A 16,047-nucleotide genomic window follows, 5' to 3' on the forward strand; every position below is an offset into this window, starting at 1 on the left:
GTTGCGGGTGCGGTCCCTTATCCCCGAGACCGCACCCGCAAACCGGAAAGGCCCGTAGTGAAAACGACGGGTCTTTTCTGTTTAAGTCATCATTTGGTCAATCGTTGCGCTGTCGATACCGTTCTGGAGCGCGCGAAAACTACCCTCAAACATCCCTTCCGCTGTATCATAAATTGCACGGTGCGTTACACGCGCGAGCGCGGAGCCAAGCGAAAGGCGTGCAACGCCTGCCTTGGCAAAACCATCCAGTGATTGCCCTGCAAAATCGCCAGCGACAAGCGCATTCACAGGCTTGTCTACGGCCGCGCAAATGCGTGCAAGCGCGGCCATATCAGGCGGCATTGGTGCGTAAAGGCAATCTGCACCCGCAGCAGAAAATCCTTGCAACCGTTTGATTGCGGCGTCGGTGTCATAGGTGCCGATCATGATGCCGTCGGCGCGCGCGGTCAGCACAAAATCATTTGGCAATGCGCGGGCGGCACTTGCGGCGGCGCGGATCCGTTCAATTGCTAAATCATGGTCATAAGGGGCGTCGCCCGGCAGGATCGTATCCTCGATACAGATCCCGGCAAGCCCAATCTCGGCCGCCATCCGGACGGTCTGTGCGCAGTCATCTGGGCTGTCACCAAAGCCGTTTTCAAAATCGCCTTGCACTGGCACGGTTGCGACGGAAAGGATGTCGCTCGCATGGGCGAGAGCCTCATCGCGGGTGAGCGTGCCGCCATCTACGCGCCCTAGCGTGAATGCATGGGCCGCTGACGATGTGGCCAGCGCCTTGGCGCCCATGGATTGTAGCATCTTGGCGCTGCCTTTGTCCCAGATGTTGGCCATGATGAACGGGTGCCCCGCCACATGAAGCGCGCGAAAAACTGTGCCGGGGTGGGTCATTTTATTGTCCTTTGTGCATAAGTCTTTTCAAGATCGATCAGTTTTTGTTTGCGCCACAGCCCGCCGCCATACCCGGTCAGCGATCCATCCGCGCCGATCACACGGTGACACGGGATAATCAGCGCAATTTGATTGGACCCGTTGGCGCGGGCAACTGCGCGTGTGGCAGTCGGTGCGCTGATCGCCTGAGCAAGCACGCTGTAGCTACGCGTTTCGCCAGCAGGAATATCGCGCAAGGCGGTCCAAACTTGGCGGGTGAAGGGCGTACCGTGCAAGACAAGTGGCACGGTGAAAACGGCGCTCTTGCCATCAAAAAACGCGGTCAATTCTGCGGCGGTTTGTTCCGTGATATCTGTGCGGCCGATCCCTATGTCACCCTTGGACATTTTGCGTAGGCGTGCCAGCTCAGCGGGGAGCGCCTTGCGATCCGCGAATTCGAGTAGATGCAGCGCGCGCTTGTCGCAGACCGCGATCATGTCGCCCAAGGGGGTCGGAATATGCGCCGCGCGCAGCAGGGCGTCTTTTGCGAAATTGCCGGGGGCGGTGCCGATGAGCCTTGCGAAAGCGGCACGAAAAGCAGCTGGGCTGTCGAAACCTGCGTCAAGTTGGGCATCAATCACCTTACCCGTTTCGAGCGTCGTAAACCCGCTGGCCAGCCGCCGCTGTCGCGCCATGTCCAAAAATGTCATGCCAAAATGGCGTTTGAAGCTGCGTCGCACCGTCGATGGATCAAACCCCATCGCGGTCACGTCTGCTTCTGACCAGCGTCGCATCGGGTCCGCATCCAGCGCGGCCAATAGTGCCGTAATCACCGGATCAGTCTGGGCGGCAGGTGCGACCGGGTGGCACCGTTTGCAGGGTCGAAAGCCAGCCTGAATACAATCGGCTACATCGCTGAAAAAAGTACAGTTTTCGCGTTTCGGTTTGCGTGCGGGGCACGTCAATCTGCAAAAAATACCTGTCGAGGAAACGCCAACAAAGGCGGTTCCATCATAGGCGGGATCGCGGGCCAAGAGCGCTTCGTAAAGCACATCGTCATTGGGAAGGGTCATCAACATGTCCAAAGCCTATGCGATTCGTCCGGGTGGTGCCGCCTGAAATCGGGCGTCTATTGCTTGTGCGCGCCTCAACCATCAAGCCCGGTCAAATTGCGGGGCCCTGCGCCCTCCGATCCCTTAACGTCTTGCGGATTGTATAGCGCGCAGCTTTGCAGGCTCAGGCAACCGCATCCAATACAGCCATCCAATTTGTCGCGCAGGTCTGTCAGTGCGGCGATGCGCGCGTCGATTTTAACACGAAACCCCTTACTGATGCGTGTCCAATCTGCTTTGCTTGGCGCTTTGTGCGCCGGAAGCCCCTGTAAATTTTCTGCAATTTCCGACAGTGGAAAGCCAAGCGTTTGTGCCGCCATCACAAAGGATAAACGCCGAATATCAGCACGCCCATAGCGACGATGCCCGCCGTCATTACGCAAAGGCGCAACGATCCCGTGGGTTTCGTAAAACCGGATCGCAGAGACCGCCAATCCGGTGCGTGCAGAAAGGTCGCCAATAGATAATCCCGTGGCCATAAAAATAATCCTTGATCTCAAGTTAACTTTAGAAATTAGAACCCTAATCACGCGAGAAATCTAGTGAGAAACTGCCATGAGACTTTCAAACCAACGCACCTACTTTGCCGATAGTGCCGCCGCCGCGGCCATGCGCCACGAGGGCATCGGTTGGGATCATCAAGACCACAGTCTGATGATGCCGCGTGCGGAGCAGCGCTCTTGGATTGCGCGGATCATTCTTAGAAAAAGGAAAACAGAAAATGAGCCATCTTGAACACGTCAATATTACTGTCTCAAACCCCAAAGCGACCGCACGGATGCTTGAACAGCTTTTTGATTGGCATATCCGCTGGGAGGGTGCCGCGATGGGAGGCGCGGGTTATACGCTGCACGTTGGCACCGACGACAGCTATATCGCGATCTATTCCGGCAGCGACCCCGCCCAAACGGTCCCGAAATCTGACGCGAGCTATCACACACGTGGTGCGATGAACCACATTGGCATCGTGGTCGATGATCTTGATCTCATTGCGGAAAAGGTCAGCGCAATGGGATATGTGGCCCATAGCCATGCAGATTACGAACCGGGGCGGCGGTTTTATTTTAACGACGATGATGGGGTAGAATACGAGCTGATCAGCTATGCTGAGGCAACTGCATAAGACAAGCGTATGCCGACGGCTACGCGATCGGCTTGGTGAAAGTGCAATTGTGCGCATGACATTGTCCGATATGATAGCTGCATGAAAAAGAACGCAAAAACTTTGCGCAAACATGTCTATGCGCATGCGATGTGGCGCACAGGAAGCACTGCGCTCGCTCAGTGCTTCCTCAGATCTACAGACTATCTTGTCTTTTATGAACCATTTCATGAATGTTGTGGATCGCTATGGCACATCGACAATGTGCGCAAGAATATGTCCCATTCGACAAATTTTCTGGGCCACCCGGTTTGGACAGGCGGATATTTTGATTCTTACAAGCTGATCGATCCTAAGACAGGGCAACCGCTCTATGCGCTCTATGATCCCGCTAGTGCAGTCGCAGATGTTTATCGACGACCTTCGCAGCGGTCTTTGACTTACATAGCGGCGTGTAAACGTGTTGCGCGGGCACAGGGAAAGGCAGCCTTTTTTGGTTTTTGTCGGTCCGGGTTTCAGCAGCGGGGGCTTCCTACTGGCGATGACACGACCGGATTTTACCTTTGGCGGGATCCGGCCGCGCAGTTTCAGTCATACAACTGGCCGGACAATACCTATTTTCTGCCCAAAACAATTGCGCAGCTGTGTTATGCGCCGGAGTTGCGGCGCGTTTTGCGTGGGTTATTGGGAAGGCATAGGGCAAAGCTAGCGGTTCACTTTGTCGAAGCGCGGTTTTTGAAGGAGCAAGGACGCAAGGACCTTTTATTGAAGTTTACCGCGCTCTTGACTGAGGAAGAGCGTTTTGCGGTTTTCTATCTCAGCCACTATGTGACGGGGCAGATCGCGCAAGAACAGGGTATTGCTGCTTTTTCGATGGATGAACTGGCCTTGGACCCGGGGCAGCATGCCAAATTCGAAACGGCTTTTGGGGTCAGCCTTGCGACATTGCGACAAAATGATAGACAGATTGATCTCGCAGATTTGAAGCGGTTTCGCGTGATACAAGATCGGGTTGAGGATGCCGTTGCAAAGGCGAGTATTGATTTTCGTCCACTCAGCGCGCGATTTGAATAGTTTGCGCAAAATCGCCGAAATGCTGGACGGATAGTCATTTGCCTGTTACGCATCCCCGTATGAAGAGCATCTGCATCATTATCTGCTGCATTATTACCTGCTGACATCTGTCGCGGGCTGCTCTTTCACGTTTCAATTGAATGCTGAACTTGGTAAGCCCGCCGGCAAAACCCGTGCGTGAGGCGTTATGACTACTATCCGGCTACAAAACACAAAATCCCGCAAACGCGAGGACTTTGTCCCTATTGATCCCCAAAACGTGCGGATGTATGTCTGTGGGCCCACGGTTTATGACCGCGCCCATATTGGGAATGCGCGGCCGGTGATTGTTTTTGACGTGCTCTACCGCTTGCTACGCCATGTCTACGGGGCCGATCACGTGACCTATGTGCGCAATTTCACGGATGTCGATGATAAGATCAACGCACGTGCGGCGCAAAGCGGGCGCTCGATCCAAGACATCACAGATGAGACAACGCAGTGGTATCTTGATGATATGCGCGCCGTGGGGGCGATGGACCCGAATTTCATGCCCCGCGCGACGCAGTATATCCCGCAGATGGTCACGATGATTGAAGATTTGATCGCAAAGGGTTTTGCCTATCCCGATGGGGCCGGGCATGTGCTGTTTTCAGTGAATTCCTATCCCAAATACGGCGCGCTTTCGGGGCGTTCTACCGATGATATGATTGCAGGTGCACGGGTCGAAATTGCGAATAATAAACGCGACCCAATGGATTTTGTGCTTTGGAAACCGTCAGATGCGGATCAACCCGGCTGGGAAAGCCCCTGGGGGCGTGGCCGTCCGGGGTGGCATATTGAATGTTCCGCGATGGCCAAAGATTTGCTTGGGGACACGTTTGATATTCATGGCGGCGGCAATGATCTGACGTTCCCGCACCATGAAAACGAAATTGCACAAAGCTGCTGCGCCTCTGGTCATGCCGAAGATGGCGAAGGCTTTGCGAATTACTGGCTTCACAATGAAATGTTGCAGGTCGAGGGCAAGAAGATGTCCAAATCACTGGGCAATTTCTTTACCGTGCGCGATCTGTTGGATCAGGGCGTCCCCGGCGAAGTGATCCGCTTTGTGTTCCTACAAACGCATTACCGCAAGCCGATGGATTGGACCGCGGAAAAGGCCGCACAGGCAACTAATACGTTACGGCGATGGCGAAAGATAACTGACGGCATCGAGCCCGGTATTGTAGTCGAAACGCTCGTCGAAACTCTTGCAGACGATTTAAACACAGCGGGATCGATTGCAGAGCTTTACCGTTTGGAGCGCGAACTGCTGAGCGCTTACAATGGTGTTGCCGCATTTGGCGCTGAATATGATGGCCCTAATCCCGGCGAGCTGGAGGCTAAGTTTCTTGCCTCTGCGCATTTGTTAGGACTGTTGACCAACGAATTATCTGGCTGGGACACGTTCGAAGATATTGATCTGGATGCCTATGCAGACCATCTGATGGCATTGCGCGCGACGGCGATGGAAACCAAGGCATTTGGACCCGTCGATGAATTTAAATCGGCGCTTTTGGCGGCGGGTGTCGAGGTGCGCATGTCCAAAACTGATATTGAACTGGATGCCGGACCTGAATTCGATGCCTCGAAACTGGAGGGGCTGCTATGACCAAAGAACGTCTTTACCTGTTTGATACGACGCTGCGCGATGGGGCGCAGACGCAAGGTGTACAGTTTTCTGCGGATGAAAAACGGCAGATCACGAGTGTTTTGGATGATCTCGGGATTGATTACATCGAAGGCGGCTGGCCGGGGGCAAACCCGACCGACACAGAATTTTTCGCGGATGCACCTAATACCCGCGCCACGATGACCGCTTTTGGCATGACCAAACGGCTAGGTCGGTCTGCGGAGAACGATGACATTCTGGCAGGGGTGATCAACGCGGGTACGCCTGCGGTCTGTCTGGTCGGCAAGTCGCATGATTTTCATGTGACGACTGCGCTTGGCATCACGTTGGATGAAAACATCGAAAACCTACGTGCGAGCTTTGCCTATCTCAAATCGCTTGGGCGCGAAGGTTTGTTTGATGCTGAACATTTCTTTGATGGTTATAAAGCGAACCCCGATTACGCGCTGCAGGCGGCACATGCGGCTTATGACGCAGGCGCGCGCTGGATTGTGCTGTGTGATACCAATGGCGGTACATTGCCCCATGAGGTCAGCGAAATCGTAACCGCCGTGATTGCCAGTGGCATTCCCGGCGACCATCTGGCGATCCATACACATAATGATACTGAAAACGCCGTCTCCAATTCATTGGCCGCCGTCATGGCAGGCTGTCGGCAGGTCCAAGGGACGCTGAATGGGCTGGGCGAACGTTGTGGCAACGCGAACCTGACAACATTGATCCCGACGCTGTTGCTTAAGGAACCGTTCGCGAGCCAATTTGAAACGGGTGTTAGTCTTGAGGCGCTCAAGGGGTTGCAAAAAGCCTCGCGGATGCTCGATGATATTTTGAATCGGGTGCCTGCGAAACAGGCCGCTTATGTCGGGGCATCGGCCTTTGCGCATAAATCGGGGCTGCATGCCTCTGCGATTGCCAAAGATCCGTCGACATACGAACATATCGACCCGGCGGCGGTTGGGAACAGCCGCATCGTGCCGATGTCTAATCAAGCGGGGCAATCTAACCTGAAGGCGCGGCTAGCGGATGCTGGGATCGCGGTTGAACTGGGCAATCCGGCGCTGGCCCGTATTGTTGAGCGGATCAAAGAGAAAGAAGCCCAAGGGTTTTCTTATGACACAGCGCAGGCCAGCTTTGAATTGCTGGCGCGCGCTGAACTGGGCACATTGCCACGGTTTTTTGAAGTCAAACGATACCGGGTGACGATTGAACGTCGCAAGAACAAGCGCGGCAAAATGGTATCGCTTTCAGAGGCCGTGGTTGTGACCAAGGTGAACGGTGAACGGTTCTTGAACGTCTCCGAGAGCCAAGGCCCAGACGGCAGCGACCAAGGCCCGGTCAACGCACTTTCGCGCGCATTGTCCAAGGATCTTGGGCCGTATCAGCAGTATATCGAAGATATGCAACTGGTTGATTTTAAGGTCCGGATCACAAATGGCGGGACCGAGGCCGTGACCCGCGTCATCATCGACAGCGAAGACGGGCAGGGCCGCCGGTGGTCTACCGTTGGGGTCAGCGCCAACATCGTTGATGCGTCCTTTGATGCGCTGGTGGATGCGATCAATTGGAAGCTGATCCGTGATGGGGCGAAGGCGTAGTTTTTTGAGTATTTTTGGCAAGATGATATTGATATGAGCCTGAATGCTTGTGCGGCCTTGGTTGAAAAAGCTGATCCCGAACGGTTTCGCGCGGCGATGGCTGCGCCCGTGCCCGCGCGCAAAATCCTGTTTCCGCTTTATGCGTTTAACGTCGAAGTCGCGCGCGCCCCTTGGGTGACCAAAGAACCGATGATCGCTGAAATGCGCCTGCAATGGTGGCGCGACGCGCTTGAAGAAATTGCGGGCGGGGTCAAGCCGCGAGGGCATGAGGTCGTAGATGCGCTGGCGGATGTTTTGGATGTGGAAGGGGCCAAGCTGCTTGACGGTCTGATCGCCGCGCGCCGTTGGGATATTTATAGTGATCCGTTTGAGGATCAGGCGCATTTGGACAGCTATATTGATGCAACCGCTGGCCATCTGATGACCACAGCCGCGCGGTTGTTGGGGCAGGGTGATCTGGGCATGGTTGCCGATTTTGCCTATGGGGCGGGTGTCGCAAACCTGTTCCGCGCAATCCCTGATCTTGAAGAGCGCGACCGCAAGCCACTTCTGGATGGGTCCGAGGCTGGGGTTTTAGCGCTTGCACAAGGTGCTGAGGCACGGCTGGCGCGGGCGATTACGGCGCGACGCCAGATATCCGCAGCTGCCGCGCCCGCATTGTTTGCTGGTTATTTGGCCCGGCCAGTCCTGCGGCAAATCCGCAAAGACCCCGGCAAAGTCGCGCGCGGCGCGCTTGGCCTGCCGCCGCTGCGCGAAAACCTGCGGTTTACGAACGTCGCATTGCGGGGGTGGTGGCGTTAGTCTGTGTATACTGAGCTACATGACGTTATTGTTGTCGAGAATCATGTGAAATTGGGCGACAGCTGTTTTCGCACGTTCCATTTGAATTTCAGCGGCCGAATTTTGTTGGTAAACGACGGAAATGACTTCATCCCACTGACGCAACTTTGCGAAAGAGGAAACTGTTTGGATCGTTTCTCTATTATTTTTTGCCGTTTCTAAGCCCGTGTCAATTTCATCTAGCAAAGTTTCAATCATGGTATCCGCTTGTGTCACCAATTCTGTTGTGTCTTCTGAAATTCTTTGAAGACGATGCCGTAGGCTTACTTGCTCTGATCGCAAATAGAGAGCCGTTTTATGTAGCAGTGTCTCGAATTCGGTGTTCAGGCGGCTAGCTTCACTCTTTTTCTCACTTTTTACTTGGTTAGCGCGTTGGCTTAGGCCAAATACAGACAGTATGGTTGAAATAAGGGTTTCCACGCAAAAGCTCCAATGAATACGCAATACTATGAAAGCGTGCTTCATTCGCAACCTAAGCGTTAGTCAACTTTAAGGCAATGACTTCGGTTGCCGCATCAGCCAGATCAGCGAGCCCCCAGCGAGCACCAAAAACGGAACCATCGCGAGGTTCACGGCGGTCCAGCCTTCGACCGCTGTGCCGCCAGAGCAGTTCATCAACCCTCCTGAGGCAAGCGACGCAAAGGTCACCATGCCAAAGACGATCATGTCGTTCATGCCTTGGACCACGCCGCGCTCTTCTGGGAGGTGTGCGCCTGCCAGCATTGTGGTTGCACCGATGAACCCAAAGTTCCAGCCTAGGCCTAGCAAAATCAGCGCGATGTAAAAATTGGTCAGCGACACGCCCGATAAGGCCACCATCCCAGCGCCCGCCAAAATCACCAGACCCGTTGCCAGAATTCGCTGCACCCCAAACCGCGCGATCAAGTGCCCGGTAAAGAAAGAGGGGATATACATGGCCAAAACATGTGCCGATACGATATCATTGGCATTGTTTTTATCAAAGCCACAGCCGACGACGGCCAGCGGCGTGGAGGTCATCACGAGGTTCATGAGGGCATAAGAGACCATGCCGCAGATGATCGCGACGATGACGCGCGGTTCGCGCAACAATTCCTTGCGGCTACGTGGTTTTGGCGTATCCACAGCAGCGGTTGCATCTTTTGCGCCTTTGGGCAGCTCGAGCAAGAAGAACAAAAACATCCCGCCGAGGTTCAAAGCCGCGACCGTCAGATAGGTGCCCAAGAATGGCACAGCATAGGCGTCTTGTACAACTTTGTTCAATTGCGGTCCAATGATCGCCGAAAGAAGCCCGCCCGCCATAACATAAGAAATTGCTTTGGGGCGGAACGCGTCAGACGCGGTATCGGTCGCGGCGAATCGAAAGAAACCCTGCGAGGACATATAGATACCCGTAAAATATGACCCAACCAGTAAAATCGGGAAGGACGCGATATAGAGCCCATAGGCCGAAATAAGCGCCCCAACCGCGCCCGCAAACGCCCCGATAAAGAACCCAAACCGGCGCCCATTTCGCTGCATCAACGGGCTTAGCCAAGGCGCAGTCGTCATTGATCCAAACACGATAAATGAGATGGGCAGGGTGGCCAGACATGGGTTGCTGGCCAGCATCCCACCGGCCAAGCCGCCGATCACAAAAATCATCGGCATTTGCGCGCCCAAAATGGCCTGCGCCATCACGAGGACGGCGACGTTGCGCTTTGCGGCTTTATCGTTTGTCGTATTCATAGGGGCATCGGTACGCATCACATTCGTGGTTTGCAATATGCATTATGCCGCGTCGATCAAATGAGCGAATGAGCCGGACACATTGCGGTTAATCAGCCCCATTGCGGGCAATGCGGTGCCTTCGGCATCATTTGCTTGAAATAATGGGGTCCCAACGGCCTTTATCGTTGTTGCGTAGTGAAATTCATGCCCTTTCCACGCGCCGGGCATCGGCCCTTGATCGGCGCGTAATTCACGGTACCCAAGATGAAGCTTACGCGCGGCGAAAGAGGTTTCAAGCCGCAGCAGCCCGGCCATCTTATGGGGTGTGCCATCCGCATCTGTGAGCGCGTCACCCAAGACCATATACCCGCCGCATTCACCGTAAATCTGTGCTGAAGTCTGACGCAAACTATCCAGAAACTGCGTATTTGCGGCCAATCGCCCGGCGTGTAATTCGGGATAGCCGCCGGGCAAGTAGATGAAATCCGCGTGCGGGGCGGGTTCATCCGCAAGGGGTGAAAAGAAGGTGATGGTCGCGCCTGCACTGTGCCAATCATCAATCATATGCGGGTAGCTAAATGCGAAGGCCGCGTCGCGGGCAATGGCGATAGTTTGGGCGGGGGGCGTCAACCTGCGGGCGCGTTCGGCGGGCAGGGCCGCAGTCTGCAGCCCCAAAAGCGCGTCAAGATCGACCGTGTTTGCGATCAGGTCACCCGCCGTGTTGAGATAGGTTTCTAAATCTGGTCGCTCAACCGCCTGTACAAGCCCAAGATGCCGAGATGGTTGTTTCAGATCAGGCCTGCGCGGCACCACCCCAAAAACGGGGATGTCTTTCAGCGCGCGGCGTAGCATGGCTTCGTGCCGTGGCGATCCGACGTTGTTTAAGATAACTCCGGCAATCTGCACATTTGGATCGTAGTTGATGAACCCTTGCGCGAGCGCTGCGACGGATCCGGCCATGCGCCCGGCATCAATGACCAAGACAACTGGCAGCCCAAGAATACGCGCAAGATCTGCCGTCGCCCCTTTGCCGTCGGGCGGGGCGCCGTCAAACAGGCCCATAGCGCCTTCAATGATCAGGGGCACGTTACCAGAAGCAAGTGCCTTGATCCGCGCGGGCGTCATCGCCCAAGCATCGAGGTTTACGCATTGCGTGCCGCAGGCGCTGGCATGAAATTGCGGGTCGATGTAATCGGGGCCGGATTTGGCGGCGCGCACGGGGCTCATCCGGCTGATCGCGCGCAAAAGCCCCAAAGTGATCGTTGTCTTGCCGCTGCCAGACGCGGGGGCGGCGATCACAAAGCTCATTTAAGGGGTTTCGGCTGGGCGACCGCGCCCTAACGGGTCAAGGTTGCGCGGCTTTTCCCCGGCGGCCATCCCTTGCCAATCAAGCACTTGGCGCATTTTGACAGACTCGCCGACGCAGATGATTGCAGGGGGCTCCAGTCCAGAAGCCGCGACATCGGCAACCATCGTACCAAGCGTCGTTTCAAGCACCTTTTGGTCTGGTGTCGTGGCCGAGGTCACCACCGCAACAGATTCATCTGCATCCCGTCCGGCCCCGATCAATTTACCAGCGATCTGCGCGATGTGTTTCATTCCCATATAGATCACAATGACTTGCGATCCTTTGGCGATGCTATCCCAGTCCAGCGATCCGGGCGTGTTGCCGGATTGATCATGCCCGGTGACAAAGGTGACGGATTGGTTGACGTCGCGGTGGGTCACGGGAATGCCAGCATAGGCCAGCCCACCAATACCCGCCGAAATGCCGGGAATGATCCGCACAGGCACATCATGTTGGATCAGGGTTTGGGCCTCTTCGCCGCCGCGTCCAAAAACAAAAGGATCACCGCCCTTTAGGCGCAGCACCTTTTTGCCCGCCCGTGCGAGGTCCACCAATTGCAGCGAGATATCGCGCTGTTTCGCCGAGGGTTTGCCGCCGCGTTTGCCAGCGTAGATGTGTTCAGCTTGCGGTGCCCAATCCAAGATCGTCTCTTGGACAAGTGCGTCATAAATCACCACGTCAGCTTGGCGCAGCGCGTTTGCGGCGTGCAGGGTCAAAAGCCCTGGATCGCCGGGACCAGCCCCGCAAAGCCAAACCCATCCGGGTTGCAGAATGGGCCAGTCAAATGCGGGAAGTGTCAGTGTATCTGTCATAGCGCCTTTATGGCGCTGAACGCAGGGATTGGAAAGGTGTCAAACGACCAACGATTGCGCATTGGCGGCATGGGTTTGGGAGCTTATAGTCATGGTGATGACACGTAAACCAACCGGGGATTTACGCCGTGGTTGGACCACAGGCGCTTGTGCGACGGCCGCGACAAAGGCCGCGTTGATCCAGCTTTGGGGCGGGGCGTTTCCGGATGCCGTGTCGATCACATTGCCAAAAGGCGAAGCGCCTGTTTTTCCGCTGGCTTTGGCAGAATCCGGGCGAGGTTGGGCGCGGGTTGGTATCACCAAAGACGCAGGCGACGATCCTGATGTGACGCATGGGGCGCTCATTATCGTGACAGTACGGGCCGGGCAGGGCGTTCAGTTTGTCGCGGGCGCGGGCGTTGGGACCGTGACCAAACCGGGTTTGCCGATTGGGGTCGGTGAACCTGCCATCAACCCTGTCCCGCGTCAGATGATGCGCGATGTCGTTGCTGAAATAGCCGCTGAATATGACCAAAGCCCTGATGTGAAGATCGAAGTCTCCATCCCCGATGGCGAAGCAATTGCGCAAAAGACATGGAACCCGCGCTTGGGGATTGTCGGCGGGCTGTCGATTTTGGGTACAACTGGGGTCGTGCGTCCGTTTTCTTGCGCAGCTTGGATCGCGTCGATCCATCGCGGCGTTGATGTGTCCCGTGCGGATGGGTTGACCCATGTGGCAGGGTGCACCGGGGCGACCTCGGAAAAGACGGTCCAGACCCTGTTTAATCTGCCCGATCATGCCATGCTTGATATGGGTGATTTTGCGGGGGGGATGCTGAAGTATCTGCGCAAACACCCCGTTGCGCGAGTCACAATTGGCGGCGGCATTGGCAAGATGGCCAAGCTGGCGCAGGGCGCGGTTGATTTGCATTCCTCGCGCACGCAGGTTGATTTTGCGAAGCTGGCTGAATGGGCAGGCGACCCGTCAGTCAGCAATGCAAATACCGCGCTCGAAGCCTATACGATTGCAGGCGCGCCTTTGGCGCAACGGATCGCGCAGGAGGCCCGTATCGCAGCGCAAGCCGTTGTCGGGGATCAGTCTTTGATCGATACGGTTGTGATTGACCGGGCCGGGCATATCATCGGACAGGCACAGACATGACGGTTCTTATTCTTGGTGGCACGGGTGACGCACGCCGCATTGCGCAGGCGTTGCAAGGCACAGATGCGGTGATTTCACTGGCCGGGGCGACGCGCACGCCTGATCCTTTGCCACTGTCGACACGGATCGGCGGGTTTGGCGGGGACGATGGATTTCGCGACTATTTGCGCAGTGAAAACATCACCGCAGTTTTGGACGCAACGCATCCTTTCGCAGACCGGATCACGCAGCGCACGGCCCGTATATGTGCACAATTGAAGCTGCCCTATCTGCAAATGCTGCGCCCCGGTTGGGCAGCAGAATTCGGTGACATCTGGACCGAAATCGCATGCGAAGAAGATGCCGCGCAGCATATCCCGCTTGGTGCTGTTGTGTTTTTGGGGACGGGGCGACAAACGCTCGACCGTTTTGCAAACCTGACGGGGCGCGAGGTCATCTGCCGACAAATTGATCCGCCCAACGGCCCGTTTCCCTTTGCGGGGGGGCGGTTCCTTGTTGGGCGCCCGCCGTTTTCCACCGAAGATGAAATGCAGCTGTTTTCCGCCCTTGGGGTGACTCATTTGGTCGTGAAAAACGCGGGCGGTGCGGCGAGCCGTACAAAACTAACGGCTGCCAAGCATCTCTCTATCCCAGTTCTGATGATTACACGTCCGAAGCGCGGCGATTGGCCGATCGTTGAAAGCGTTGATGCAGCCCTTGATTGGGTGCGCGACCAATGACGGAACGGGTGATCGAAACGCTTGATTGTGTGGCAGAAGGTGCGGCTTGGCTTTGCGCACATGAACCGCGCTTTGGTGTTGCGATGCAGGGCTTGCCGCCCTTGCCGTTGCGGCGCAAGCCCGATGGGTTTGCCGAATTGCTCAGCGCGATTGTCAGCCAGCAAGTCAGCGTGGCCTCGGCCAACGCGATTTGGGGGCGTTTGCAAGACGCGGGCATGGTGACGGCAGATGCCGTCAGGCAGGCGTCCGATGAATCCTTGCGCGCATTGGGGTTGAGCCGTCAAAAAGCGAAATACGCCAAAGCCTTGGCCGGGGCTGGGATCGATTTTGAGGCATTGCGCGACATGCCGTCGGATCAGGTGATGAAAACGCTGACCGCCGTGTCTGGTATCGGCGCGTGGACCGCCGAGATTTACGCGATGTTTTCGCTCGGGCGTGCTGACGTTTTCGCACCGGGGGATTTGGCGTTGCAAGAGGCGGCAAAATTGATTTTCGATCTAGATGAACGCCCCAAAGAACGGGCGCTGCGCGCAATGGCCCAAGATTGGTCGCCGTGGCAATCGGTTGCGGCGCGGATCATGTGGGCCTACTACAAGCAAAACAAACAACGAGAAGGTATCAGATGACACGGGCACTCGAGGCGCAGCGGCGCGAACCATTATCGGGCGAAACGCGGTCTTGCGTGGTGTTTTTGCACGGGTACGGCGCAAATGCGGCCGATCTGATTGGTCTGGCAGACCCGCTGGGCGAACATATGCCCGACACGCTGTTTATCGCACCTGATGCGCCCGAAGATTGCGCAGGGGCCCCGATGGGGTTCCAATGGTTCCCAATCCCTTGGATTGATGGATCATCCGAAGAAGAAAGCCGCGCCGGGCTAGATCGGGCTGCCGCTGATTTAGACGCGTTTCTTGATGGGGTGATGGTCGACGAAGACTTGCTACCTGAACAGGTTGTTGTCTTGGGTTTTTCACAAGGGACTATGATGGCTTTGCATGTAGTGCCGCGCCGCGAAGATCCGGTTGCGGGGATTGTCGCCTTTTCAGGACGCCTGCTGGAACCCGAATCCTTGGTAGACGAGGTCCAATGCCGTCCCGCGGTGCTGTTGATCCACGGCGATGAGGATGATGTCGTTCCGCCGCAATCGCTGCCGCAGGCCGCCGAAACATTGCAAGGCGCTGGCTGGAAAGAAGTCTACGCCCATATCATGAAGGGCACAGGCCACGGAATCGCGCCTGACGGATTGCAAGTGGCTTTGGCGTTTATGCGTGACCGTTTGGGGATGAGTTAACCCTAAACTGCCTAATATTTGGAATATGCTGGGGCTTGTCACATTTCTGACGCGATATATAGTCTTTACTTAAGAAGACTGCGGGAACGCCAGTTCTATCTGGCGCCCGCATTTCGCGATGTGGGATGTAAGATATGACGCAGGCAGATTTTCGAACCGATTTTACCCGCGCCCCGGCCGCGTTAAAACAGTATCCGGCTTTGGTGTTGAACGCGGATTACCGGCCTTTGTCCTACTACCCGCTGTCGCTGTGGCCCTGGCAGGATGCGATCAAGGCGGCTTGGCTCGACCGGGTGGATATTGTCAGTGAATATGACGCCTATGTGCGTAGCCCGACCACCCAGATCAAAATCCCATCCGTTGTAGTGCTGAAGGATTTTGTGAAACCACAGAAAAAAGTGGCATTCACACGATTTAACCTGTTTTTGCGGGATTCATTTTGCTGCCAATATTGCGGGGCGAAGGGCGAATTGACCTTTGATCACGTTGTGCCGCGTGCCGCAGGCGGGGTGACAAGCTGGGAAAACGTGGTGGCGGCGTGTTCGCCGTGTAATCTGCGCAAAGGGTCCAAATCATTGCGCCAATCCGGGATGAGCCTGCGCAAACCGCCACGCCAACCGGTGACAGATCAGCTGCATAGTATCGGACGTAAATTTCCGCCAAACCATTTGCATGAAAGCTGGGTTGATTTCTTGTATTGGGATGCGGAACTAGAAGCTTAGCGCGATCTGGTGCTAGACTTGCACAGCAGTGCGGGTTAGATAGTTCGCGTTAGCGCTAACGTACCCAAGCAAAAAGCGGAG

General features: G+C 55.9%; 17 protein-coding genes. 10 read left to right on the forward strand and 7 right to left on the reverse strand.

Translation table 11 applies throughout. The annotated features are described in order from the left end of the window. Positions 1-81: 81 nt before the first annotated feature. The 3 genes from Yoon_RS07535 to soxR form a co-directional block, all read right to left on the reverse strand. Complete coding sequence (locus tag Yoon_RS07535) at positions 82-888, reverse strand: isocitrate lyase/phosphoenolpyruvate mutase family protein (RefSeq protein WP_238111510.1); 807 nt, start codon at positions 886-888, stop codon at positions 82-84. Continuing rightward, on the reverse strand, positions 885-1,946 hold the full coding sequence (locus Yoon_RS07540; RefSeq protein ID WP_238111512.1) for a bifunctional transcriptional activator/DNA repair enzyme AdaA: 1,062 nt from the start codon (positions 1,944-1,946) through the stop codon (positions 885-887). Before Yoon_RS07540 ends, Yoon_RS07535 begins: the two co-directional genes overlap by 4 nt. Positions 1,947-2,014: 68 nt before the next feature. Next, on the reverse strand, positions 2,015-2,458 hold the full coding sequence (gene soxR, locus Yoon_RS07545) for a redox-sensitive transcriptional activator SoxR (RefSeq protein ID WP_238111513.1): 444 nt from the start codon (positions 2,456-2,458) through the stop codon (positions 2,015-2,017). Between the two features lie 242 nt (positions 2,459-2,700). On the opposite strand from soxR, the gene Yoon_RS07550 reads away from it, so the two are divergent. The 5 genes from Yoon_RS07550 to Yoon_RS07570 all read left to right on the forward strand — a co-directional run bounded on the left by Yoon_RS07550 (position 2,701) and on the right by Yoon_RS07570 (position 8,205). Next, the gene (locus Yoon_RS07550; protein ID WP_238111514.1) at positions 2,701-3,102 is read left to right on the forward strand and encodes a VOC family protein; all 402 of its coding nucleotides are present in this window, start codon (positions 2,701-2,703) and stop codon (positions 3,100-3,102) included. 81 nt (positions 3,103-3,183) lie between these two features. Continuing rightward, a complete protein-coding gene (locus Yoon_RS07555; RefSeq protein ID WP_238111515.1) occupies positions 3,184-4,155 on the forward strand; it encodes a hypothetical protein in 972 nt (323 codons plus the stop codon). Between the two features lie 187 nt (positions 4,156-4,342). Then, entirely contained in the window at positions 4,343-5,788 is a 1,446-nt protein-coding gene (gene cysS, locus Yoon_RS07560) for a cysteine--tRNA ligase (protein WP_238111516.1), read from the forward strand. After that, positions 5,785-7,404: a citramalate synthase gene (gene cimA, locus Yoon_RS07565; protein WP_238111517.1), complete on the forward strand. Its 1,620-nt coding sequence runs from the start codon at positions 5,785-5,787 to the stop codon at positions 7,402-7,404. The genes cysS and cimA overlap by 4 nt, the downstream gene beginning before the upstream one ends. 33 nt (positions 7,405-7,437) lie before the next feature. Next, positions 7,438-8,205, forward strand: coding sequence for a squalene/phytoene synthase family protein (locus tag Yoon_RS07570; protein WP_238111518.1), 768 nt, complete (start codon positions 7,438-7,440; stop codon positions 8,203-8,205). A 15-nt stretch (positions 8,206-8,220) separates the two neighbouring features. On the opposite strand, the gene Yoon_RS07575 is transcribed toward Yoon_RS07570, so the two are convergent. The 4 genes from Yoon_RS07575 to cobA form a co-directional block, all read right to left on the reverse strand. After that, positions 8,221-8,664 carry a hypothetical protein gene (locus tag Yoon_RS07575; protein ID WP_238111519.1) on the reverse strand — a complete coding sequence of 148 codons (444 nt, stop codon included), beginning with the start codon at positions 8,662-8,664 and terminating at the stop codon, positions 8,221-8,223. Positions 8,665-8,733: 69 nt separating this feature from the next. Then, the gene (locus Yoon_RS07580) at positions 8,734-9,951 is read right to left on the reverse strand and encodes an MFS transporter (RefSeq protein ID WP_238111520.1); all 1,218 of its coding nucleotides are present in this window, start codon (positions 9,949-9,951) and stop codon (positions 8,734-8,736) included. 42 nt (positions 9,952-9,993) lie between these two features. After that, on the reverse strand, positions 9,994-11,241 hold the full coding sequence (locus tag Yoon_RS07585; protein ID WP_238111521.1) for a cobyrinate a,c-diamide synthase: 1,248 nt from the start codon (positions 11,239-11,241) through the stop codon (positions 9,994-9,996). Beyond that, positions 11,242-12,093 carry a uroporphyrinogen-III C-methyltransferase gene (cobA, locus tag Yoon_RS07590; RefSeq protein WP_238111522.1) on the reverse strand — a complete coding sequence of 284 codons (852 nt, stop codon included), beginning with the start codon at positions 12,091-12,093 and terminating at the stop codon, positions 11,242-11,244. It abuts the gene before it with no gap. A 97-nt stretch (positions 12,094-12,190) separates the two neighbouring features. Between cobA and Yoon_RS07595 the strand changes: the two genes are divergently transcribed. The 5 genes from Yoon_RS07595 to Yoon_RS07615 all read left to right on the forward strand — a co-directional run bounded on the left by Yoon_RS07595 (position 12,191) and on the right by Yoon_RS07615 (position 15,966). Continuing rightward, the gene (locus Yoon_RS07595; protein WP_238111523.1) at positions 12,191-13,234 is read left to right on the forward strand and encodes a cobalt-precorrin-5B (C(1))-methyltransferase; all 1,044 of its coding nucleotides are present in this window, start codon (positions 12,191-12,193) and stop codon (positions 13,232-13,234) included. Further along, entirely contained in the window at positions 13,231-13,953 is a 723-nt protein-coding gene (locus Yoon_RS07600; RefSeq protein ID WP_238111524.1) for a cobalt-precorrin-6A reductase, read from the forward strand. The genes Yoon_RS07595 and Yoon_RS07600 overlap by 4 nt, the downstream gene beginning before the upstream one ends. Beyond that, positions 13,950-14,579: a DNA-3-methyladenine glycosylase gene (locus tag Yoon_RS07605; RefSeq protein WP_238111525.1), complete on the forward strand. Its 630-nt coding sequence runs from the start codon at positions 13,950-13,952 to the stop codon at positions 14,577-14,579. Before Yoon_RS07600 ends, Yoon_RS07605 begins: the two co-directional genes overlap by 4 nt. Next, positions 14,576-15,244 (forward strand): alpha/beta hydrolase, encoded by a 669-nt coding sequence (locus Yoon_RS07610; RefSeq protein ID WP_238111527.1) that lies wholly within the window; start codon positions 14,576-14,578, stop codon positions 15,242-15,244. Before Yoon_RS07605 ends, Yoon_RS07610 begins: the two co-directional genes overlap by 4 nt. 134 nt (positions 15,245-15,378) lie before the next feature. Beyond that, entirely contained in the window at positions 15,379-15,966 is a 588-nt protein-coding gene (locus tag Yoon_RS07615) for an HNH endonuclease (protein ID WP_113775931.1), read from the forward strand. Positions 15,967-16,047: the final 81 nt, after the last annotated feature.

It is taken from the genome of Yoonia sp. I 8.24, from assembly GCF_022096995.1.
GTDB lineage: Bacteria > Pseudomonadota > Alphaproteobacteria > Rhodobacterales > Rhodobacteraceae > Yoonia.